Annotated in this window: 20 protein-coding genes; 9 read left to right on the forward strand and 11 right to left on the reverse strand. The window is 62.9% G+C overall.

Going from position 1 to position 19467, the window contains the following annotated elements:
* Positions 1-567: HNH endonuclease (locus HGQ17_RS09965; RefSeq protein WP_168887800.1), on the forward strand; the 567-nt coding region annotated here is incomplete at its 5' end.
* 104 nt (positions 568-671) lie between these two features.
* Here HGQ17_RS09965 and HGQ17_RS09970 read toward each other — a convergent pair.
* From HGQ17_RS09970 to HGQ17_RS09980, 3 genes are all read right to left on the reverse strand, one after another.
* Positions 672-2081, reverse strand: a complete 1410-nt coding sequence (locus HGQ17_RS09970) for a class II fumarate hydratase (RefSeq protein ID WP_168887801.1) — start codon at positions 2079-2081, stop codon at positions 672-674.
* Positions 2082-2147: 66 nt separating this feature from the next.
* Positions 2148-2918, reverse strand: coding sequence for a 3-hydroxybutyrate dehydrogenase (locus HGQ17_RS09975; protein ID WP_168887802.1), 771 nt, complete (start codon positions 2916-2918; stop codon positions 2148-2150).
* 40 nt (positions 2919-2958) lie between these two features.
* Positions 2959-4368: a GntP family permease gene (locus HGQ17_RS09980; RefSeq protein WP_168887803.1), complete on the reverse strand. Its 1410-nt coding sequence runs from the start codon at positions 4366-4368 to the stop codon at positions 2959-2961.
* Between the two features lie 122 nt (positions 4369-4490).
* Between HGQ17_RS09980 and HGQ17_RS09985 the strand changes: the two genes are divergently transcribed.
* Positions 4491-5240 (forward strand): rhomboid family intramembrane serine protease, encoded by a 750-nt coding sequence (locus HGQ17_RS09985; protein WP_168887804.1) that lies wholly within the window; start codon positions 4491-4493, stop codon positions 5238-5240.
* 5 nt (positions 5241-5245) lie between these two features.
* Here HGQ17_RS09985 and HGQ17_RS09990 read toward each other — a convergent pair whose 3' ends face one another.
* Positions 5246-6655 carry a PhoH family protein gene (locus HGQ17_RS09990; RefSeq protein ID WP_168887805.1) on the reverse strand — a complete coding sequence of 470 codons (1410 nt, stop codon included), beginning with the start codon at positions 6653-6655 and terminating at the stop codon, positions 5246-5248.
* Between the two features lie 284 nt (positions 6656-6939).
* Positions 6940-7746, reverse strand: coding sequence for a polyprenyl diphosphate synthase (uppS, locus tag HGQ17_RS09995; RefSeq protein ID WP_168887902.1), 807 nt, complete (start codon positions 7744-7746; stop codon positions 6940-6942).
* Positions 7747-7865: 119 nt separating this feature from the next.
* On the opposite strand from uppS, the gene trhA reads away from it, so the two are divergent.
* Positions 7866-8549, forward strand: a complete 684-nt coding sequence (trhA, locus tag HGQ17_RS10000) for a PAQR family membrane homeostasis protein TrhA (protein WP_168887806.1) — start codon at positions 7866-7868, stop codon at positions 8547-8549.
* On the opposite strand, the gene HGQ17_RS10005 is transcribed toward trhA, so the two are convergent.
* The 3 genes from HGQ17_RS10005 to HGQ17_RS10015 form a co-directional block, all read right to left on the reverse strand.
* A complete protein-coding gene (locus HGQ17_RS10005; protein WP_168887807.1) occupies positions 8546-10690 on the reverse strand; it encodes a thioredoxin domain-containing protein in 2145 nt (714 codons plus the stop codon). The genes trhA and HGQ17_RS10005 overlap by 4 nt on opposite strands.
* 5 nt (positions 10691-10695) lie before the next feature.
* Positions 10696-11199: a transcription elongation factor GreA gene (gene greA, locus HGQ17_RS10010; RefSeq protein WP_168887808.1), complete on the reverse strand. Its 504-nt coding sequence runs from the start codon at positions 11197-11199 to the stop codon at positions 10696-10698.
* Between the two features lie 187 nt (positions 11200-11386).
* Entirely contained in the window at positions 11387-11830 is a 444-nt protein-coding gene (locus tag HGQ17_RS10015) for a DUF4307 domain-containing protein (protein ID WP_168887809.1), read from the reverse strand.
* A 20-nt stretch (positions 11831-11850) separates the two neighbouring features.
* On the opposite strand from HGQ17_RS10015, the gene mca reads away from it, so the two are divergent.
* Both mca and HGQ17_RS10025 read left to right on the forward strand, forming a co-directional pair.
* Entirely contained in the window at positions 11851-12855 is a 1005-nt protein-coding gene (mca, locus tag HGQ17_RS10020; RefSeq protein WP_168887810.1) for a mycothiol conjugate amidase Mca, read from the forward strand.
* Between the two features lie 19 nt (positions 12856-12874).
* Positions 12875-13216 (forward strand): hypothetical protein, encoded by a 342-nt coding sequence (locus tag HGQ17_RS10025; RefSeq protein ID WP_168887811.1) that lies wholly within the window; start codon positions 12875-12877, stop codon positions 13214-13216.
* Positions 13217-13230: 14 nt separating this feature from the next.
* Here HGQ17_RS10025 and ilvA read toward each other — a convergent pair whose 3' ends face one another.
* The 3 genes from ilvA to HGQ17_RS10040 all read right to left on the reverse strand — a co-directional run bounded on the left by ilvA (position 13231) and on the right by HGQ17_RS10040 (position 16923).
* A complete protein-coding gene (gene ilvA, locus HGQ17_RS10030; protein ID WP_168887812.1) occupies positions 13231-14499 on the reverse strand; it encodes a threonine ammonia-lyase in 1269 nt (422 codons plus the stop codon).
* Positions 14496-15950: an AI-2E family transporter gene (locus tag HGQ17_RS10035; RefSeq protein ID WP_168887813.1), complete on the reverse strand. Its 1455-nt coding sequence runs from the start codon at positions 15948-15950 to the stop codon at positions 14496-14498. Before HGQ17_RS10035 ends, ilvA begins: the two co-directional genes overlap by 4 nt.
* A gap of 106 nt (positions 15951-16056) precedes the next feature.
* Complete coding sequence (locus HGQ17_RS10040; protein ID WP_229503465.1) at positions 16057-16923, reverse strand: Bax inhibitor-1/YccA family protein; 867 nt, start codon at positions 16921-16923, stop codon at positions 16057-16059.
* Between the two features lie 137 nt (positions 16924-17060).
* Between HGQ17_RS10040 and HGQ17_RS10045 the strand changes: the two genes are divergently transcribed.
* From HGQ17_RS10045 to HGQ17_RS15545, 4 genes are read left to right on the forward strand one after another with little or no spacing between them, the layout of a single operon-like run.
* Complete coding sequence (locus HGQ17_RS10045; RefSeq protein WP_168887815.1) at positions 17061-17729, forward strand: energy-coupling factor transporter transmembrane component T family protein; 669 nt, start codon at positions 17061-17063, stop codon at positions 17727-17729.
* A 52-nt stretch (positions 17730-17781) separates the two neighbouring features.
* Positions 17782-18264, forward strand: a complete 483-nt coding sequence (locus HGQ17_RS10050; protein ID WP_168887816.1) for a metallophosphoesterase family protein — start codon at positions 17782-17784, stop codon at positions 18262-18264.
* Complete coding sequence (locus tag HGQ17_RS10055) at positions 18237-18989, forward strand: hypothetical protein (protein ID WP_168887817.1); 753 nt, start codon at positions 18237-18239, stop codon at positions 18987-18989. Before HGQ17_RS10050 ends, HGQ17_RS10055 begins: the two co-directional genes overlap by 28 nt.
* Positions 18986-19321: an LPXTG cell wall anchor domain-containing protein gene (locus HGQ17_RS15545; protein WP_168887818.1), complete on the forward strand. Its 336-nt coding sequence runs from the start codon at positions 18986-18988 to the stop codon at positions 19319-19321. The genes HGQ17_RS10055 and HGQ17_RS15545 overlap by 4 nt, the downstream gene beginning before the upstream one ends.
* Positions 19322-19467 lie beyond the last annotated feature (146 nt).

Below are 19467 nucleotides of genomic sequence, written 5' to 3' on the forward strand. Positions count from 1 at the left end.
ACCGACGCCGTTGACGACCGGACCATCCGCCAGCGGGAGGCCGATCTGCTCAGCGCCTGGCTGCGCGATGGCCACTGCTACAGCACACCCATCTCAGCCAAGATCTGCGTGATGGTCCCGGAGGAAACACTCACCGGGGACTCAGAGGAACCCGCCATCACCACCGACCGGGCCAGCATCATCCCCGCGGCAGACATCCGAAAACTCGCCGCTGATCCCGAGGCGGATCACGAGTGGTACACCGCAGGCACCCGCACAAATAAGAGACGTGCTGACCGGGACATCCTCTCGGTGGTCTACAACGGGCGCTTCGCACCAGAACGACTACGTGACGCTGTGATCTTCCGCGACGGGATCTGCCAGGCCACTGGCTGCACCATCCCTGCCGAACGATCCGATCTGGACCATCAGATTCCCTACGAACGAGCCGGACCCACCACAGGATCAAACCTCTGGGCACTCTGCCGGAGACATCACCGGCTCAAATCCCACGGGTACCTCCCACCACCGAATGGGGATCCGCCTCCAGTAAGCCCGGCCGAGAGTTCACACCGTAGGGCCGCGTAGAAGGACACTCACTCCAATTGCTCGCTTAACTGAACCTGCCCAGCGGGACAGGGAACGTACTCTCCTACCCCGCTGGGCAGATAACAGGCGTAGAAACCCGGAATTTAGCCGGGGTGAGTCATGCTCATAACATCGAGGGCCTTATCCAACTGCTCCTCGGTGAGCTCACCGCGCTCGAGGTAGCCCAGAGCGACCACGGCTTCGCGGACGGTGACCTTGTTCTTCACTGCGTGCTTAGCAATCTCAGCAGCAGCCTCATAGCCGATGTACTTATTCAGCGGGGTCACAACCGAGGGGGAAGCCCCGGCCAGGAATGCTGCACGCTCCTCGTTGGCGGTCAGGCCCTTGATCATCTTGTCGGCCATCACGCGGGAGGTGTTGGCCAGCAGGCGGATGGACTCCAGGAGGTTCTGGGCCATCACGGGGATGCCGACGTTCAGTTCGAAAGCACCATTGGTGGAGGACAGCGCCACAGTAGTGTCATTGCCGATCACCTGAGCACAGACCTGGATGGCCGACTCGCAGATGACCGGGTTGACCTTACCGGGCATGATCGAGGAGCCCGGCTGCAGATCCGGAATAGCGATCTCGCCCAGACCGGTGTTCGGGCCGGAGCCCATCCAGCGCAGATCGTTGTTGATCTTCATCAGGGAGTAGGCGATATTGCGCAGCTGACCGGAGGCCTCCACGAGACCATCGCGGTTGGCCTGAGCCTCAAAGTGGTCACGGGCCTCAGTCAGCGGCAGGCCGGTGCCCTCGGCGAGGTTGGCGATTGCCTTCTCAGCGAAGCCCAGCGGAGTGTTGATACCGGTGCCCACTGCGGTACCGCCCAGCGGAACCTCAGCCACGCGAGGCAGCGATGAGTCCACCCGCTCGATGCCGTAGCGGACCTGAGCCGCATAGCCGGAGAACTCCTGGCCCAGGGTCACCGGGGTGGCGTCCATGAGGTGAGTACGGCCGGACTTCACGACCTCAGCGAACTCCCCGGCCTTCTCCTCCAGCGCGGTGGCGAGGTAGTCCAGGGCAGGCTTGAGATCGTTGATCAGAGCGCCGGTGGCAGCAACATGCACCGAGGTGGGGAACACGTCATTGGAGGACTGCGAGGCGTTGACGTGGTCATTGGGGTGGACCTCATTATCCGACCCCTTCTCCTTGAGGTACTTATTGGCCAGGGTCGCCAGCACCTCATTGGTATTCATATTGGAACTGGTGCCCGAACCGGTCTGGAAGACATCCACCGGGAAGTGCTCATCCAGCTCCCCGGAGATGACCTGGTCGGCGGCATGGACAATAGCCTCGGCCAGTTCGTTGTCCAGCACACCGAGTTCCGCATTGGCCTGAGCGGCAGCCTTCTTCACCTGCGCCAGGGCCTGGATGTGGGTGGCCTCCAGAGTGCGCCCGGAGATCGGGAAGTTCTCCACAGCACGCTGGGTCTGCGCACGGTAGAGCGCGTTGACGGGCACTTTGACCTCGCCCATCGTGTCGCGCTCAATACGGTATTCGGTCTCAGTCATGGCATACTCCCGGAACTCGACGGTAGGTGGTGAGCCGCAGTCCGGCTCAGTCTTCAGCCATCCTATCTACCGGGCGGACCAGCCGCCGTCCATGACATAGGCCGAACCGGTCACCATCGCCGAAGCATCCGCGGCCAACCACAGTGCCAATGAAGCCACCTCCTCAGGCTCCACCAGACGCTTCACTGCCGCTTCGGTCAGCATGACCTGCTCGACGACGTCCTCCTCGCTGATTCCGTGGATCTTCGCCTGGTCAGCAATCTGCTTCTCCACCAAGGGAGTGCGCACATAACCGGGGTTGATGCAGTTCGACGTCACCCCGTGTGGGGCTCCCTCCAGGGCGGTGACCTTTGAGAACCCCTCCAGGGCATGCTTAGCCGAGACATATGCCGATTTATAGGCGCTGGCCCGGATCCCATGAATAGAGGACAGGTTGATGATCCGCCCGAAACCACGCTCATACATCCCCGGCAATACAGCTCGGGTCAGCAGAAAGGGTGTCTCCACCATCAGCCGGTGAATCAGGCGCCAATCCTCAGGGACAAACTCATGGATAGCTGCCACCCGCTGTACCCCAGCGTTGTTGACCAAAATATCGGCCTCAAGGCTCAGCGACTCCAAGGCCGCGGTGTCCGAGAGATCAGCCACCCAGGCCTTACCGTCCAGCTCATCGGCCAGGGGCTGGGCGGCCTCCGCATTGAGATCACAGACGGTGACCTCAGCCCCCGCGGCAGCAAAGGCCCTCGCGCAGGCAGCCCCAATCCCAGAGGCACCTCCGGTGATGATCGCCCGGCGCCCGGCCAGGCTTGGGCCCTGTACATCCTGATTCACAGTCATCTGCTCCTACTCCTGGATGTGAACTCGTTACTGTCAATGATCAGCCCAGCAGGGTCACACCGGCGACAAGCAGGGCGACCACAGTGGTCGGAATGGCCAAAGTGACCATGCCGATGTCCTTATACCCCTGCCGGTGGGTCAGCCCACAGACGATCAGCAAGGTGATGACCGCACCCGAATGCGGCAGGGTATCCAGACCGCCGGCCGCCATGGCCGTCAGCCGGTGCATAATCTCCAGGGAGGTTCCCTCATCCTCGGCCATCGCCCGCAGGTCACCGCCCAAGGCGTTGAGCGCAATGGTCATACCGCCCGAGGAAGAACCGGTGAGCCCCGCAGTGATTGAGACTGTGACCACCGAGGTCACCAGGGCATTGGCACCCATGCCGAAGATCGAATCACGGATCACAGCGAAGGCGGCCACGGAGGCTACCACCGCCCCATAGCCAATCTCCGAAGCCGTGGAGAAAATCGGCAGCAGCGAGCGCTTAGCACCCTCGTAGAACCCGGTCTTCAGCTCCTGCCGGTGGCGGAAGTTCAGCACAATCACCAGCCCGATGGCGGCCACAATTCCCAGCAGCACCGCCCAGAGTCCGGCACGGTCATCCAGGCCGATTCCGCCAAAGGTGTCTTCCTCCAGATAGGACCAGTCAAGACGAGGGAAGATGAATAGTGTGCAGGCAAAGTTCACGGCGAAGACAGTGGCCAGCGGCAGGAAGGGCACCACATTATTCGGCGGGGCCAGGACTGCCACAGGTGCCGAGGCGCCGTCGTCGGCCATTCCGCCTGAGACCTTCTCGGACTCCTTGGAGTCGAAGTACTCCCCCTTGGCCTTCAGGCTGCGGCGGCGGTACTCCAACCACAGCAGCCCGATCCCCAGGATCAGCACTGCACCGGTAATACCCACCCCGGCGCCGGCAAAGGAACCAGTGGCGAAATGCTGTGCGGGGATGATGTTCTGCACCTGAGGCGAACCCGGCAGGGCGGTCATAGTGAAGGTGAAGATGCCCAAGGCGATCGTGCCGGGGATCAGACGGCGTGGAATATTGGCCACTCGGAACATCTCCCGAGCCAGGGGATACATCACGAAGGCGACGACGAAGAGACTGATTCCGCCGTAGGTCATCAGTGCCGAGGTGATCACCGTGGCCGGGATCGCACCCTTACTGCCGATCCACCCGGTGACAATCCTGGCGATCGCCTCGGCATAGCCGGTGACCGTCATCAGGATGCCGAATATCGCTCCGGTGAGGAAGACCGGGAAGAAATCCCCGACGAACCCCGCAAGGGCAGGCATATAGACCTCGGTATAGGAGGCCAGGATCGGCGCCCCGGAGAAGACCACACACACCACCGAACAGATCGGGGCCGCAATGATGACCGGCATCCCGCGGTAGGCCAATGTGATCAGCAGAACCAGCGAGAGAATGATGCCGAAGATTCCCAGGAGCATTACGCCTCCATGTCAGTTACCAGGTATTCACCGGAGGTGACATTACATCAGACATGTGACTCACACCACACCAGGGTTAAATCAGGGGGTGACGCAGGACTGATCTTCCGTACGATGGGACTATGACGGATAAGGCCGATCCCTCCCTCGGCAGCGACCTCAAAGCTGCCATGAAACGAACATTCATCCCCGTGCTGGTGCCCCTGGTGATCATGTGGGTGATGTTCCTGTTCTTCATGATCTTTGGAAACCAGTTCAACCGAACCCTCGCCCTGGAGGCGCGGACGGTCTCAGGGCTGAGCGGAATCCTCTTTATGCCGCTGCTGCACGGCGGAATCTGGCACCTGATCAGCAATACGATGTCCTGGCTGGTGCTGGGCGGGATGACCTCCATGCTGACCAAGCGCTTCACCTCGGTGATGCTGGGCCTCTGGCTGCTCTCCGGGGCGATCCTCTGGGTCATCGGCACCCCCTGGCACCCCGGCAGCGTCGGCTACCACGTGGGCGCATCAGCGGTGATCTACGGCTTCGCTGCCTTCATCATCACCTATGCGATCCTCGCCCGGCGGTTCCTGGCGATGATCTTCGGAATCTTCGTCGCCTTCGCCTATGGCATCTCCATGCTGATGAACCTCATCCCCGGCACCCAGGGGATCTCCTGGACCGGTCACCTCGCCGGCGCCATCGCGGGTGTGCTTGTGGCCTTCATCCTCACCAAGGAGGCCCGGGAGGCTCGGGCCCAGAAGAAGGCCCCCATGGCTGCCGCGTCACCGGCCGTTGAGGGAAAACCAAACCGCCGCCGCAGCTCATCGAAGAAAAACGATGAGAGCGACGACGGTATGGATATCGACTACTCGAAGTACATCGAGTAAGCGGCTCAGCCCTCTTCCAGAAGCTCAGTCACCAGGGCTGCGATCCGGCTGCGTTCGCTGCGGGTCAGTGTCACGTGGCCGAAGAGCGGGTTGCCCTTGAGGATTTCGACGACGGCCGCCACACCGTCATGCCGGCCCACCCGCAGATTGTCCCGCTGGGCGACATCGTGGGTCAGTACAATCTTGGAGTTCTGCCCCATCCGGGACATCACGGTCAGCAGGACATTCTTCTCCAGGGACTGGGCCTCATCGACGATCACCCAGGCATCATGGAGGCTGCGGCCGCGGATATGAGTCAGCGGCAGCACCTCCAAAAGTCCGCGGGCCATGATCTCCTCGAGCACGTTCTCACTGACCAATGCGCCGAGGGTGTCATAGACGGCCTGACCCCAGGGGTTCATTTTCTCCGCCTCGGTTCCGGGGAGGTAGCCCAGTTCCTGACCACCCACGGCGTACAGCGGGCGGAAGACGATGATCTTCTTATGCTCGCGCCGCTCCAGGACTGCCTCGAGTCCGGCGCAAAGAGCCAGGGCTGATTTGCCGGTTCCAGCCCGTCCACCCATGGAGACAATGCCGATCTCGCGGTCCATGAGCATATCGATGGCCAGGCGCTGCTCGGCGGAGCGGCCGTGCAGCCCGAAGACCTCCTTATCCCCCCGGACCACCTGAACGTATTTCTTAGAGGTCGCATCGATCTTCACCCGGCCCAGGGCGGAGCCGTGTCCGGATTGGATGACCAGGCCGGTGTTGGTGGGCAGATCATCGGCGGCGTCGAGCTCAATCCGCTCGCCGTCGTAGAGCTCCCCGACCTGTTCCTCAGTGGCGGTGACCTCCGCCAGACCGGTCCAGCCGGAGTCGGCCACCCACTCATTGCGGTACTCATCGGCCGAAAGCCCCATGGCCGAGGCTTTGACCCGCATGGGCAGATCCTTCGAGACGACAGTGACCTCGCGGCCCTCATCGGCGAAGGACTTCGCCACTGCAAGGATCCGGGAGTCATTGTCACCGTGGCGGAATCCGACCGGCAGGACATTCTCATTGATGTGGTTGAGTTCGACCAGCAGATGCCCACCCTCGTCATTGAGTGGGATGGGCTGGTTCAGCGCCCCGTAGTTGACCCGGAGTTCATCCAGCAGCCGCAGGGCGGAGCGGGCGTAGTACCCCAGTTCGGAGTCGTGGCGTTTCTTCTCAAGTTCGGAGATCACCACAATCGGGATGATCACCTCGTGCTCGGCGAATCGGAGCACAGCTTTGGGGTCGGAGAGCAGGACCGAGGTGTCCAACACATAAGACTTCTGGGCCAGTTCGGCCGCTACAGCAGTCTCGAGTTCCTCAGCAACGTCGGGGGTGGTGTTCAAGGAGGCCACAGTTTCTCCAGACCGGGGGCGAACTCGGCAGCGCGGCGGAGCAGTCATAAGCCTGTTCCTGAAACTCTTCCCCAAGTTCAGTCTCAGGCTCGTCCTCCGCTGCGAGCGACGGCACGTCCCCGCAACGATAGTCGGGCGGTGGTCGGTCAGCCCCAAGCAGCCAGTTGCCCAGCCAGGGACCGTACCGGCCCCAACTGCGTATCGGCATCAAGCTGTGGGCCTTCCGGTCAGTGTTCTGACGTTTCCCAATGTAGACCGCGCGACCCCGTGACCGTGCGCAAAACACCGAACTGTATGTGACAGGTAGGTAAACAGTTGCTGAAGCCGCCAGTTCAGCTGCCGAAGCGCCGCTGCCGGTTGGCGAAATCGCGAAGGGCTCGCAGAAAATCAACCCGTCGGAAGTCTGGCCAGAGCGCCTCGGCGAAGTAGAACTCGGAATAGGCCGACTGCCACATCAGGAAACCGGAGAGCCGCTGCTCCCCCGAGGTGCGGATGATGAGGTCCGGATCAGGCTGCCCGCGGGTGTAGAGCCGCTGAGAGATCATCTCCGGGGTCAGCTCCGCGGCGACCTCGGCCGGAGTCTTCTCACCATCGGCCTCGCGCAGGAGGTCTTTGACGGCGTCGACAATTTCCTGGCGCCCGCCGTAGCCGATGGCCACATTCACATGCACACAGGGATCCTCCACCTCACCGGTTTTGGCGGTGACCTTCGGGATTGCCCCAGTGGCATTGGTGACATCCCAGAGCTTGGCGGCAAGGGGCTCGGGCAGCAGCTCGGGCTGCCCCACGGGGTGCACCCGCACCGGACGGCCGCCGGGCCGGGATTCGGCCAGCCGGTCGAGGGTGTCGCTGATGATCTCCAGCAACTGCTCCAGCTCAGCCTCGGAGCGGTTCATATTGTCAGTGGAGAGCATATAGAGGGTCACAGTGGGGATATTCAGCTCCGCACACCAGCCGATGAACTCCACAATCTTGTCCGCCCCAGCCAGATGCCCATCGGCTGTAGGACTGCCGGCGAGTTTGGCCCACCGCCGGTTGCCGTCGACCACCACACCGATATGCTGCGGGATCCGCGGAAGCGGGAGGTCCCGGCGCAGGCGACGCTCGTAGACCGTGTACGCGAGGTCGGTCAGCCCCAGGAGCGATCGTTTGATGGGTCCCCGTTCATTCACCTGCCCCACTGTAGAGGATGTGACTGTGACCAAGCTTCATCCAGAATAAGTTACTCACCGGTCACTTCTGGGCGTACACTAGATATATGGGAACACGAACTGGTGATGTGGCACCGGCGGATCGGCTCTTCGACACCGATGTGCCGCTGAAGCCACGGATGCGCGGCTGGCTGCATGCCGGCATGGTGCCGCTGGCACTGGCTGCCGGGATCGTCGTCGTCGTTCTTGCCCCGACTGCCCAGCTGAAGATCGCCTCTGCGGTCTATGCGATCACCGGTCTGCTGCTGTTCGCAGTCTCGGCCACTTATCACCTGGGGCGGTGGTCACCGCCGACTGCCCGGCTGCTCAAACGCCTGGATCACACCAATATTCTGCTGATCATCGCCGGCACCTATACCCCGCTGACTCTGGCCCTGCTGGAGGATCCGGCCCGGACCATTCTGCTGAGCGCGGTGTGGGTCGGGGCCCTGGGCGGGGTGGCCTTCCGGCTGTTCTGGACCGATGCCCCGCGCTGGCTCTACACGATCTTCTACATTGTGCTGGGCCTGGCTGCCGTGTGGTTCATCGGTGATTTCTTCGCCGCTGATATCGCTGCTGCCGTGCTGGTCTGCGCCGGTGGTGCCGCCTATATCACCGGGGCGATCTTCTATGCGCTGAAGCGGCCGAATATCTCCCTGCAGTGGTTCGGCTTCCATGAGCTCTTCCACGCCTGCACTCTGGTGGGCTTCATCTGCCACTACATCGCGATTGTGATGGGGCTCTACACCTAGAGCAGCTGGGCCAGGGCCTCATCAACTGACGACGACGGCGCCAGGCACCTAGCTGCCGCCGGAGAGTTCAGGCAGATACTGACCTGAAGCTCGTTCCCGTCACTGATGACTGATGCATCTACCGGCTCCACTGGGATGCCATACCGGGCACCTGCGGCCCGGACCTCTTCGAGATCCTCAGGCCCAGCGCTGAAGACCCGCAGTGCCGGGGAGCTGCGATGGGCCCGGCCGGCTGCCAGCAGCGATCCACCCACCGCCAACGGCGCCTTGGCCGCCAATGCCGGCACATGCTGCAGAATCTGATCCGGGGTGATCATTTGAGCCCCCTTCTGGATGCGGACCTCAAGGGCCTCAGCCGACTGCAGTGCTTGGGCCAGGGAGGCGATACTGCTGGGCTCGGGACCGTCCACGGGGGTGGCATGGGCCGCCAGGGCCGCTGAGCGTAGGAGCCCGCCCTCATCCAGGGAGTCCAGAATGGCCGACGCACCGGTGGGGCCTGGACCTTCAGCCTCAGTGATGAAGTTCGCCACGGTGAATTCCAGCAGTGCCGTTCCGCGCTGCAGCCAGGTGGTCGCATTCTCTGCCATACCGGCCAGTGCGAAGCACATACTGGCGGTATTGGCATGATCGGCCAGTGTGCCGAGCCCCTCGCCGCGGACTCCGTCGTAGGAGGTGCGGTAGACCCGGTCGTTCTCAACATGGATATCCCAGAGCCGCTGGGCCACTGAGATTGCGAAGTCCAGGACTTCCCGATCTGCCCAGGTGGCACTTGCCTGCACTATGGAGGTCACTGCCTGGGCGTTCCATGCGGCCACGATCTTCTCGTCTCGGGCCGGCTGCTGGCGGCCGCTGCGGATGCGCTGCAGCTCCGGGAGCACCTGCTGCCAGAGCTCGAGGTTCTCCCCGGTCAGCGGCTCATCGAAGTGCAGGGTCCGGGGTGTGGCACTGGTGATGTTCAGCGGTGCCCCAGAGCGCAGTGCGTGCTCATCGGCGGGAACCCCGCGGTTGAGTTCAGCAAGGGCTTGGGACTGCTGCTGGCTGAGCCCACTGGCAAGCCCTGCCTCGATCAGCTGATCATCGCTGAAGAGATAGGTATCTCCCTCGGCGTGGGTGCCGTCCTCGTAGACCGTATCGGCATCCAGGGAGGAGGCCAGCAGTCCCTGCTCGGTGAGCATCCTCAGTTTCAGCCATTGGATGCTCCGGCGGGTGAGGTCCTCGGCCATCTGGCGAGTCTCTGCATCGGCTGCCGGATGTCGGCTCAGCCGGGCATAGGAGCCGATGAGCTGGGCATTGTCGTAGAGCATCTTCTCGAAATGCGGCAGCTGCCAGGCCTTATCGGTGGCATAGCGGGCGAAACCGCCCTCGATATGGTCGAAGAGCCCCGAGCGGGCCATGGCCTCCATCGTGTGCAGGGCCAGACCGCCGGCTCTGTCGTCACGGCCGCTGTGCAGTGCCCACGATGATTCCTCCAGCAGCCAGTTCAGCAGGGGTGAGGGTGGAAATTTCGGTGCTGCCCCGAACCCGCCGTGGACGGGGTCTTCCTCCTCCACAAGAGCCTCCAGGGCAGCGGTGGCCAGCTCCTGGTGGCTATCACCTGAGTCTTCGCTGGGAATCAGGGTGGCCAGCTGGGACTGTTTGCGCCGCTGGTTGGTCAGTGCCTCGGCGATACTGCCGGCCTGCTCCTCTACCTGGTCCCGCCTTTGGGTCCAGGCCTCCCATACGGCATCGAGGACTTCGGTGAATCCGGGCATCTGCCCCATCCGCTGGGGTGGGAAATAGGTTCCGGTGTGAAAGACCTTGCCCTCGGCTGTGGTGAAGACGCTCATCGGCCAGCCGCCCTGACCGGTCATCGCCTGGGTAGCTGCCATATAGGCGTCGTCGACCTCGGGGTGCTCCTCCCGGTCGACTTTGATGCTGAGGAACCGCTGATTCAGGACCGCGGCGACTTCCTCGTCCTCGAAGGACTCCCCCGCCATCACGTGGCACCAGTGGCAGGCTGCGTAGCCGATGGAGATGAACACCGGCACATCCCGCCGCTGGGCCTCGGCGAAGGCCTCGCTGCCCCAGGGCCACCAGTCCACCGGGTTATGCGCATGCTGCCGGAGGTATGCGGACTGGGCGTCAGCGAGGCGGTTCGCCATGGCTCTCAGCCGGAGTACGGGGTGGCCGAGAGGATCTCGACCTCGATATCGCTGCCGTTGGGCGCCTGGTAGGAGACTTTGTCGCCTTCTTTGGCGCCGCTGATGGCCTCGCCCATCGGGGAGGCGTCGGAGTAGACGGAGAGATCCGTGTTGCCGGCGATCTCTCGGTTGCCGAAGAGGAACTCCATCTCGCGGCCGGCCACTTTGGCCTTGACGAGCATGCCGGGTTCAACCACACCATCATCCGGCGGGGTACCGCCGACCCGGGCGTTCTCCAGCAGGTGGGTGAGGTAGGCGATACGGGCCTCAGCCTTGCCCTGCTCCTCCTTGGCCGCGTGATAGCCGCCGTTCTCCTTGAGGTCGCCTTCGTCACGGGCTGCTGAAATCCGCTCAACGATCTCCTGCCGGCCGGGGCCCTTGAGGTGCTCCAGCTCTGCTGAGAGGCGATCATAGGCCTCCTGCGACAGCCACTGAGCGTTCTCGTCGGTCTCGGGCGTATTCGTTGCCACGGTGCTCTCCTCTTTCCTATGCCTTGGCGGCGGTTTTAGGGTCCACCTAAATACAGACCCCGCCGGGGGCGTTCCCGACGGGGTTGTTGCATGATGAAAACATCGTAGGCGCCCTGACCTGGAATCTCAACGATTTTCCTCAGTATTGCGCCTATTGTGAACGAGCTGAGGGAGGCTGCTGAGCTGCTCAGTCCTCCAACAGCCAGCAGGAGTCCACCACTCCGCTGACACCGCGGTACTCAGTGCGCAGCTCCGAGGTGTAGTACTGGGCGCGATCTGCCTCTCCGCCGCCTTCATGAGGACCGATGGTCACCAGGCGGGAGCCGACGATGGCGTAGGACTCATCGAGCACATGGAGCATGCACTGGGCGGTGGCATCGAAGTCCTTGGTCACCTCATATTCCACTGTGGCCCGGGTATCGGATTCGATGGTGTAGCCGACATCCTGGTACTCCAGCTGCCCGGAGGCTAAGCCGATGGTGAACCATGCGGAGACGGCCACAGCGATCACCAGCGCGGCGATGACGGCGATCTTCTGCCCCAGTGGGGTGATCCGCCGTTTTGTGGGGGTCCCATAACGCTGCGCCAACTCTGTGTGGTCATAGTCACGGGCGGATTCGATGGCGTTCATTACCGGCTATTCTACTGTCCATGCGTGACCAGTCTTTCACCGAGTCCCATGGAAGCGGTTCCGGCACGGTACCGGCCGATGACCCCCGGGCCGCCCAGGCAGGGGCCGCTCTGGCCCAGCAGGCTCCGGAGTCCCCGGCCCTGCCCGATTCCACCGGACTGCGCCTGCTGGCGGTACACGCTCATCCTGATGATGAATCCTCCAAGGGCGCTGCCATGATGGCCGCCTATGTGGCTGCCGGGGCACGAGTCATGGTCGCCACCGCCACCGGAGGCGAGGAGGGCAGCCTCCTGAATCCGGCGGCTGGCGAGATCCAGCAGTGCCACCGGGACCTCGCCGGTGTCCGCCGCCTGGAGATGGCCGAGGCAGCTGAGGCCCTGGGCATTGAGCACGTCTGGCTGGGCTTCAGCGACTCCGGCCTGCCCGAGGGCGATCCCATGCCCCCGCTCCCCTACGGCTCCTTCGCCACCCTGGACATTGAGCATGCCTCTGCCCCCCTGGTGCGGCTGATCCGCCGGTTCCGGCCACATGTTGTCACCACTTATGACGAATCCGGCGGCTATCCCCATCCGGATCACATCATGACCCACCGGATTTCGATGGAGGCCTATGAGGCCGCTGGCGATCCGGAGCGCTATCCCGACTGTGGTGAGCCCTGGCAGCCGCAGAAGCTCTACTACGACCGCGCTTTCAACCCCGCACGACTGAAGGCCCTGCATGAGGCACTGGTCGAAGCCGGTATCGAATCCCCCTATGGTGAGCGCCTGGCCCGCTGGGAGGACGGCGAGCGACCGGATTGGCTCACCGATCACCAGGCCACCACCCAGGTCCCGGTGGGCGACTATCTCGAGGCCCGGGATGCTGCCCTGCGTGCGCACCGCACCCAGGTCGAGCCCGAGGGCTTCTTCTTCGCCACCCCGAATGATTTTGTGCGCGAGGTGTGGCCCTATGACGATTTCGTCCTGGTGGACTCCAAAGTCGAGACCTCGATCCCGGAGGATGACCTCTTCGCCGGTTTGCGTTGAAGACCGGTAGAATAGTGCCGTGATCTCCTGGACCGACACCCTCACCCCCCTCCTGACCCAATGGTGGCCCGGTGGTGGCGGTGAAGAATCTCCTGACCTGGCTCCGGGGATCTCTGAATCGGATATCAGCCCGGGGATCGAGGGCTTTCTGTTCACTGCCCTGATCGTGGTGCTGCTGATTTTTGTGGTCCGTGATCTGGCTAAGCGCACCCGGCGGATGAAGTACCGCAATCAGATGGAGGCCGAGCTCAGCGGTGAAGAGGCTGAGTTCCCCGGTGAGATCACCCCCGCCGAGATCTCTGAGGCTCAGCAGAAGGCCCGCCGTGCTGCTGCTGAGGCCCGATTCGGCCCCAACAGCTAGCAGCTGCCTTCGAGCTAGTTCGTCACCGGCTCGTAGCCCTCGGCGCGCAGGGAGTTCAGCACCAGGGCTGAGTGTTCACTGCCCTTGGTCTCCATATTGATCACAATCGAGACATCCCCCATGGACAGCTCGCCGCCGATCCGGGAGTGATCCACACCGATGACGTTGGCGTCGGTCTCTGCGATGATCCGAGAGATCATGGCCAGCTCACCGGGACGGTCCTTGAGCATCAGCTTCACGGTCAGGAACCGGTCGGCTGCCGAGAGACCGTGCTGAATGACCCGAAGCATGAGCATGGGGTCGATATTTCCGCCGGAGAGAACAGCGACGACGTTCTCCGCCTCGATGCCCAGTTCCTCGAGTTTGCCCTCCATCAGGGCGGCCACACCGACCGCGCCTGCGGGCTCGACCACCAGCTTGGAGCGCTCCATGAGGAAGATCAGCGCCTTGGCGATGGCATCTTCGCTCACGGTGACGACCTCGTCAACCAATTCCTTGATGATCTCGAAGGGGATCTCTCCGGGGCGGCCTACCGCAATACCATCAGCGATAGTGCGCACACCCTGCAGGGGCACCAGAGCATCGGCAGCCAAGGAGGGTGGGTAGGCGGCGGCGTTCTCAGCCTGAACGCCGATGAGATTGATCTTCCGGCCGCGCCGGGCAGCCTCCTGCTTCAGTGCCACAGCGGCCCCGGCCAATAGGCCACCACCACCGATACCCATGATGACAGTATCGACTTCAGGCTCTTGGTCCAGGATCTCAAGGCCGATGGTCCCCTGTCCGGCCACAACGTCGGTGTGGTTGAAGGGGTGGATGAACACGGCTCCGGATTCCTCAGCGAAACGCTGGGCCTCGGCCAGGGCCTCATCCACATTGGATCCGTGCAGTACAACCTCTGCACCGTGGTCGCGGGTTGCGGCCAGCTTGGGCAGCGCGACACCGCGTGGCATATAGATAGTGGCCTGAACACCGAGTTTCTTGGCTGCCAGAGCCACACCCTGGGCGTGGTTGCCGGCGGAGGCCGCCACGACGCCACGGGCCTTCTCCTCATCGGAGAGCCGACTCATCCGTACATAGGCGCCGCGTACTTTGAAGGAGCCGGCCCGCTGCAGGTTCTCAGCCTTGAGGTGGACGGTGGCTCCGAGCATCCGGCCCAGGGCGCGTGAATGCTCCATGGGGGTGTCGACAATGACCCCGTCGAGCAGGCCCCGTGCAGCCTCGATGTCTTCGATCTGTACGCTGAGTTCGCGTCCGGGGAGCTGCTGGTCCACGGTTTGGGTCATGAGTCTTTGGTGTCCTTCTTCTCTTCAGCTGCTGCGGTCTCATCGGAGTCGCCGGCCTCAGTGGATCCTGGCTGGTCCTCCTGCTGGCGCCGGCCGAATGGCGGGCGGTCAGGATCCAGTCCCGGAATGGTCTCGAAGATGCGGCGCTTCAGGGTCGCCATCGTGGCCTGTTCCTCTGCCTCGAGGCGTTCCTTATGGGCTTCCTTGCGAAGGGCCTCTTCCTTGACCGTGCGTTCCATCTCCAGAGCTTCTTCATCACCGCGCCACTCCTCACGGTTGATGTACTGAGTGGAGCGCTTGATGAAGGCCAGCACCGGCACTGCCACCAGCGCACCGAAGATGCCGATCAGGGTGGTGCCGGCAGTCACGGCCAGAACAACGGCCAGCGGGTGGAGTTTGACGGCCTTACCCATGACGATCGGCTGCAGAACATTGGACTCGATCTGCTGGACCAGGATGACCACGCCGAGCATGATCAGTGCGGTGGTGAAGTCGTGGGCAACCCAGGCGAGCAGCACTGCGACTGCACCGGTGACGACGGCACCGACCACCGGGACAAAGCCACCGAAGAAGACCAGCACCGCAATGGGCAGGGCCAGTGGAACATCCAGGATGAGAGCACCGATATAGATACCGACGGCGTCCACAAAGGCCACCAGGACCTGGACCCGCATATACGTGGCCACAGCAGTCCAGCCGCGGCGGCCGGCGCCGTGGATGGCCGGGCGGTGCTTGGCGGGGCTGAAGAGCACCAGGAAGTCCCAGATCTTACGACCATCGGCCAGGAAGAAGATCAGGGTGAAGAGCACCAGCACGGTGCCGATGGCAATATTGGTCGCCGCGGAGCCCACGCCCATGGCCCCGGACATAATCGCGTCCTGGTTCTGTTCAATCCAGCTGAAGAGCTCATTGATCCACTGGTTGAACTCCTCGGTGGAGATTTCCAGTCCGAAGCTCTGGGCGGTCTCATCGGCCCAGTTGATGGCCTCGAAGATACCGGCCTCGACCTGGTTAGCCATCTCCCCGAAGCCAGTGATGATTTCTTGGCCCACGAAGTAGAGGATGCCGAAGACCACGCCCAGCAGAGCCAGGATTGAAGTCATCGCCGCCAGGACCCTGGGGAATTTAGCCTTCAGCAGCAGATTATGCAGAGGCCTCAGCAGGGTCGCCAACAGTCCCGCAATCATCAGCGGGATGAGGATGAGCATCACATGGCCCAGCAGCCAGATCGCCACTCCGACGGCGATCAGGATGATGATGACTCGCCATGCCCATTCGGCGGCGATCCGTACGCCCCAGGGGATGTCCTCGCGCAGCCGCTGCTCATCCGATAGCCGGGGCGAGGCCGTCCCTACGGGTTCGGCCACGGCGGGGTTCTGGGCAGCGTAGGTAGTTGGCGAGGCCTGAGAGGCGCCCTCCGGCGCATTTTCTGGTGAGGAACCAGTACTCATGTGTTCCATCTTGTCATGGAAAGTGGTCGAGCACGCAGTGGATACAACAAAACCCGCCGTAGACCAATTGTGGGGCTACGACGGGTTCTGTCGTAAAAGACTGAGGTCAGTCGGACATCGAGCGCAGGATGACGATCACGCGCAGGATCTCGATGTAGAGCCAGACCAGGGAGGCGGTCAGGCCGAAGGCTGCTGCCCAGCCGTACTTCTGGGCCACACCTGCCTCGACGCCTTCCTGGATGTTGGTGAAGTCAAGGACCAGAGAGTAGGTGGCCAGCAGAATGGCGAAGGCACCGATGGCCACACCGAGCCAGCCGGCACGCATACCGAACATGCCGATATCGGTGAACAGCACCAGGCCGAAGTTGACCAGGCTGAACACGAGGTAAGCGACCGTAGCGACCAGGAAGAACTTGGTGAGCTTGGGAGTGGCACGCACCTTGCCGGACTTGAACAGCGCCAGCACAGTGCCGAAGACCACCAGGGTCGCGGTGACTGCCTGGAAGGCCACACCCGGGTACATCAGCTCGAAGACCCAGGTGATTGCGCCCAGGAAGAAGCCCTGAGTCAGGGAGTAGGCCAGGATCAGCCCGGGGTTGGGCTCGCGCCGGAAGGCGTTGACCATGGCGAGCACGAATCCGGCCAGCACTGCGACCAGAGCCATGCCCATCACGAACTCGGGCACCATCGAAGCCAGGGTGACGGCCACACCTGCACCGAGGAGTACTGCGGCGAAGCTGATCAGGGTCTTGCGGATGACGTCGTCGTAGGTCATCGGAGTGCCCTCGAAACCTGCGGCATCGGGCAGGTTGTACTGGGCCTCGAGCTGCTCCGCACGCGGAACCCCGTGCTGCTGAGCATAGGTCTGCTGGTTCTGATCCTCACGGACAGTGCCCTGGTCAGAGTTCATGTAGAAGCGGCGGCGCTCACGTGCGCGCTGCCCCTCTTCATTGTTCTTGAACTCGGTCGGCATAGCAGCAGAGTTGAAGGCTGGGTTGCTCGAGCTGCCGAAATTGATGGCCATAGTGGTTCCGCTCTCCTTCGAATGGGTTCGTCGTCAACGGCGAATCCGTAGCTTGTATCCATTCTAACCATGTATGGGGCTGAATTATGCCGTCTGGCTCACAGATCCTCTGGCATAGTGGTCGGGTGATTCCGCTCTATCGCCCGGGGCATTCCCTCCTGCACCGCACTCCCGCGTGGCTGAAGCTTGCCCTGATGTTGGCTCTGGGAATCCTGATCGCTGCCTGGCGGGATCATTGGCAAATCGCCGCTTCCGCCTGGGCTGCGGTGCTGGCCGGTTACCTTCTGGCACGCGGCCCACTGCGCGGGTTGCGGGACCTGGGGGCGATGCTCTGGCGATTGAAATGGCTCGCTGTCCTGATAGTGATCCCCCAGCTGATCTTCCGAGATTACGACGACGCCGCCATCACGACCCTTCGGATTCTGGCGGTGGTGCTGCTGGCGGGTCTGTTTACGTTGACCACTCGGGTCTCCGATGTCATGGAGTTGATCCTGCGGCTTTTCACCCCGTTGGAACGGGCCGGGCTGGGCAGGATAGGTCTGACCGCGGAGCGGGTGGGACTGGCCATGTCCCTGGCCATGCGATCAGTTCCGGTGGTCTTCGGCTTCTATTCTGAGATTCGCCGCGCTCGGCAGGCACGAGGTGTGCGTTCTGGGGTCACCGGGACGGTGAAGATGACTACTCCCCTATTGGTGATGACCCTGCGGCATGCGGATCAGACCGCGGAGGCTCTGGCAGCCCGCGGGGTGCGCTGAGACTGAATCCTCGGCCGGGCGTTTACCGAGTGTTCACCGCCGGGCTACCGCCGTGGTGCGTGGAGTTCAATCCCTCTCCCTAAGTTACTCGTCGTATGAGGAGGCCTCTCAGTGCTGGGAGAACGCAGAGTACGGCGGCCCCTGGCGCGAGGGCGATAATGCCGCCCACTATGACCTCTTCAGCGCCGGTGGTGAGGACTTCATCGCTGTGCATCTCCCCTATGGCCACTCCACCCTTCTGGGCCACTATCCCTGGGCCAATGAGGTCCTGGCCGCCTATCCGGACCGCAATGCCATCATCCTGACCCACCAGTACCTGCGGGCTTCCGATGATCCTGCGGCTGAGAGCGGTCTGGGCCGCTATGGGATCGATCCCCTCTACGGCTTCGGCGGGCATGCCCCGATGCTCCGGGAGCGCGTGGTGAATCAGAACGACAATGTCTTCCTGGTCCTCTCCGGTCACTACCACGGTGTGGCCTGGGAGGTGAACTACGGGAACGAGGGCAGGTGGTCGATGAGTTCACCATCCCGGTGAACCTCAACACCCGGACCACCACCGTGCAGACCGATCAGATCTTCCTGGGTGAGGCCCCCGCTGCTCCGGAGGAGGAGCCGGCCGAGGAGCCGTCCCCTGCTGACGACGAGACTCCCTCTGAGGAAGCCACACCCACAGACGAGGCAACACCTGCCGAAGAGCCGACTTCCCCCGAGGAAACAACTCCTACTGAGGAAGTTGAGGAGTCTGTGGAACCCTCCGAGGAAGCTTCACCTACAGAGGAGGAAACCCCTGCGGAGTCCGAGCAGGAGACCCCTGCTCCGGAAGAGGCCCCTGCCCCTCCGACACCTGTGGCTCAGTGTGAGATTTCCGGTGGCACCTGGGATGAGCTGGACTGGGAGGCTGCCAGTGGGGACCTCTCTGAGGAAACCACTGGTCAGTTGGAGCTTCTCTCCGATGAGGCAGCACCTGGCACAGCGGTCGAGGGTGTGCTGAGCGCAGAGGCTGCAGCCAACTGCTCAGAGTTGGTGGCCGCGGTCTTCCCTGGAGGCGCCGGTACTGATGAGCCAGGACTGCCCGTGGAGATCAGCGCGGTCTGGGAGGACGGGTCTATCGTCTTCGAGCTGCCGGATGAGGAGGACCTCCCCGCCGGGCAGGCTGCGCTGGCGGTCTACAGCACTGAAGGCGACACCCTGGGCTGGGCCACCCTGGAGATTCTCTCTCCTGATGAGTTCCCCGAGGCGGAGGAGATCATCAGGCCGTGAGCGTCACCCTCAACCCAACACTGGCCGAACTCGAAGCTGATGAGGATGGCTCCATGGAGGCCGATCTGGTCATCGATGAGGAGGTCGAGGCTGGGGAGTACTCTCTGGTGGTCACCGGCGAAGAATCTGACCGGAGCGGATCTGCTGAGATCGAGGTACTGCCTGCTGAGGGGGACGAGGATGAGATTGCCGCCGCGGCTCCCGGTGATCAGAAGTCTGGTGCTCCCCTGGCTCAGACCGGTGCCAGCACCGCGATGTTGGTCGGCGGTATCGCCTTGGCGCTGATTCTCACCGGCGGTGTGCTCATCGCCCTGCGCCGACGGCAGAGCTGAAAGCTCCCGAGTGTGGGTTCGGGTCCCCCTGGTGGGATTCGAACCCACACTGTATCGATTTTAAGTCGACTGCCATCGCGCGCTCCGCGCGCTCAGGCACTCAATCGCCTCAGAAATGCTCGAGCAAGCTCGGCATTTCGTTCGGC

Origin of the sequence: Nesterenkonia sedimenti (genome assembly GCF_012641515.1) — a bacterium.
Taxonomy (GTDB): Bacteria; Actinomycetota; Actinomycetes; order Actinomycetales; family Micrococcaceae; genus Nesterenkonia; species Nesterenkonia sedimenti.

Bases quoted from the DNA above. Each gene is read 5' to 3' on its own strand.
- HGQ17_RS09970 (WP_168887801.1), bottom strand. From the start codon at position 2,081: ATGACTGAGACCGAATACCGTATTGAGCGCGACACGATGGGCGAGGTC.
- HGQ17_RS09975 (WP_168887802.1), bottom strand. From the start codon at position 2,918: ATGACTGTGAATCAGGATGTACAGGGCCCAAGCCTGGCCGGGCGCCGG.
- HGQ17_RS09980 (WP_168887803.1), bottom strand. From the start codon at position 4,368: ATGCTCCTGGGAATCTTCGGCATCATTCTCTCGCTGGTTCTGCTGATC.
- HGQ17_RS09985 (WP_168887804.1), top strand. From the start codon at position 4,491: ATGACGGATAAGGCCGATCCCTCCCTCGGCAGCGACCTCAAAGCTGCC.
- HGQ17_RS09990 (WP_168887805.1), bottom strand. From the start codon at position 6,655: ATGACTGCTCCGCCGCGCTGCCGAGTTCGCCCCCGGTCTGGAGAAACT.
- trhA (WP_168887806.1), top strand. From the start codon at position 7,866: ATGGGAACACGAACTGGTGATGTGGCACCGGCGGATCGGCTCTTCGAC.
- HGQ17_RS10005 (WP_168887807.1), bottom strand. From the start codon at position 10,690: ATGGCGAACCGCCTCGCTGACGCCCAGTCCGCATACCTCCGGCAGCAT.
- HGQ17_RS10015 (WP_168887809.1), bottom strand. From the start codon at position 11,830: ATGAACGCCATCGAATCCGCCCGTGACTATGACCACACAGAGTTGGCG.
- mca (WP_168887810.1), top strand. From the start codon at position 11,851: ATGCGTGACCAGTCTTTCACCGAGTCCCATGGAAGCGGTTCCGGCACG.
- ilvA (WP_168887812.1), bottom strand. From the start codon at position 14,499: ATGACCCAAACCGTGGACCAGCAGCTCCCCGGACGCGAACTCAGCGTA.
- HGQ17_RS10035 (WP_168887813.1), bottom strand. From the start codon at position 15,950: ATGAGTACTGGTTCCTCACCAGAAAATGCGCCGGAGGGCGCCTCTCAG.
- HGQ17_RS10040 (WP_229503465.1), bottom strand. From the start codon at position 16,923: ATGCCGACCGAGTTCAAGAACAATGAAGAGGGGCAGCGCGCACGTGAG.
- HGQ17_RS10045 (WP_168887815.1), top strand. From the start codon at position 17,061: ATGCCGTCTGGCTCACAGATCCTCTGGCATAGTGGTCGGGTGATTCCG.